Raw genomic sequence first — 1552 nt, forward strand, 5'->3', positions numbered from 1 at the left:
GGTGCTGTAGATCTTTCGCCTGATCCGTTCCCGCTTCAGCAGTTGGAAAAAGCTTTCCGCTACCGCGTTGTCATGGCAGTTGCCACGTCGACTCATGCTGCCAAGCAAATTGTTGGCTTTCAGGAAGCTCTGCCAGTCTCCGCTGCTGAACTGGCTACCCTGGACGCCCTTCTAAAGGTCAAGTGGATACTGTGCTTTGGTTGATGATGCTATTTCGCCTCTGGATGATGCTGTATACCTCCCGTGCGATGTAGCGCTTTAGGCAGCGGATAGCTTCCAGTTTCGAATGTCCCTCTGCGAGGCGCCGACTGACATAAGCCTGGGTTCGGGCGTCTGTTCGAAGCCTGCCAATAGCGATGATATGCAGCGCACTGTTCGCGGCACGATCACCACCTCGATTCAGACGATGTCGGGTGACCTTCCCTGAAGAGGCTTGGACTGGGCTAACCCCGCATAAAGCCGCGAAGCTGGACTCTGAGCGGAAACGATCGCTGTTTTCACCAGCTGTCAGTAGAAGCTGAGCAGCGGTCTCGTAGCCAATGGCATTTCGGGAAACCAACTCTGGGGCAAGATCATTAACCAAGGCTGCAATCATCACATCCAAGTCCGCTATCTCGTCATGCAGTTCGAGATAACGCCGCCCCAGTGACTTCAGGGCTATCCGGTAGGCAGATGTAACTTGACGATAGCTTGATAGATCTGGACGCCATGCTGCCAGTGTTCTAATCAATTGCATGCGAGTCAACGTGCGTAATGACTCACGCAGATCATCCGGCGCGCTAACGATGGTGTTCTGGATCAGTTGCAAGGTAATGCGCCTAGCCTGCATGGCAGTCTTGCGACACACTTTGAGCACGCGTAACGATTCGACCATGCCGTCACGTTTTTTGGGGGTAACTGTACGAATACCTGCGAAGGCAGCATGTGCGGCATTTTCAGCATCAAGGGTGTCATCTTTGCCCCGCTTGCGCCTATCGCTTTTATCAGGCGCAGTAACTTCAAGAACGGTGACTTCAGCCTGTTCCAAGTAGCGTAATAGGCCTGCACCGTACGTACCGCTGCACTCGATGCCCACTCGCGCCAGGTCACCAAACGAGCGCATCCACGTCAGCATTTGCTTGTAGCCCTGACGCGTAGTCGCAAAGCTCTCACTGGCCAAGATACGATCCTGCTCATCTACAACTGCGGCGACGTGAAGATCTTTATGGGTATCTACGCCGCCTACGACCTGTCTCGAAACACTGCTGATTTTAACGTTGTGCATGGCTGGTCTCTCCGGTTCACCGGGCTCGAACTGAACCGCTCCAACCGGACACCTGGACAAGACAGTAAAGTGACGTGACGTCAGGCCCTTCTTGGGTCACATGTATCGGCAAGGCGGTCACCTTGACGTGCAGTGTTCCCAAGCGGTCGACAGGTCCGGGGAAAGACACAAGGGTCGATCTGAGTGTGGGTCAGGCCATTCGGGACACTCCACGACCAGATCATCCATCATCGGTCTATCGCTGTGTGAGTCAGACCACATGGAAACACTGGCCAGTACATTCTTACT

The 1552-nt window shown here is 54.2% G+C and carries 1 protein-coding gene and 1 pseudogene; both read right to left on the reverse strand.

Annotated features, from left to right (window positions below):
* Positions 1–162 (reverse strand): annotated as a pseudogene (locus B7O88_RS17895) (IS3 family transposase); the annotation flags it as partial.
* A 16-nt stretch (positions 163–178) separates the two neighbouring features.
* A complete protein-coding gene (locus B7O88_RS17630) occupies positions 179–1264 on the reverse strand; it encodes an IS110 family RNA-guided transposase (protein ID WP_088278088.1) in 1086 nt (361 codons plus the stop codon).
* Positions 1265–1552 lie beyond the last annotated feature (288 nt).

The sequence above is a fragment of the Halopseudomonas aestusnigri genome (assembly GCF_002197985.1).
Lineage (GTDB): Bacteria > Pseudomonadota > Gammaproteobacteria > Pseudomonadales > Pseudomonadaceae > Halopseudomonas > Halopseudomonas aestusnigri.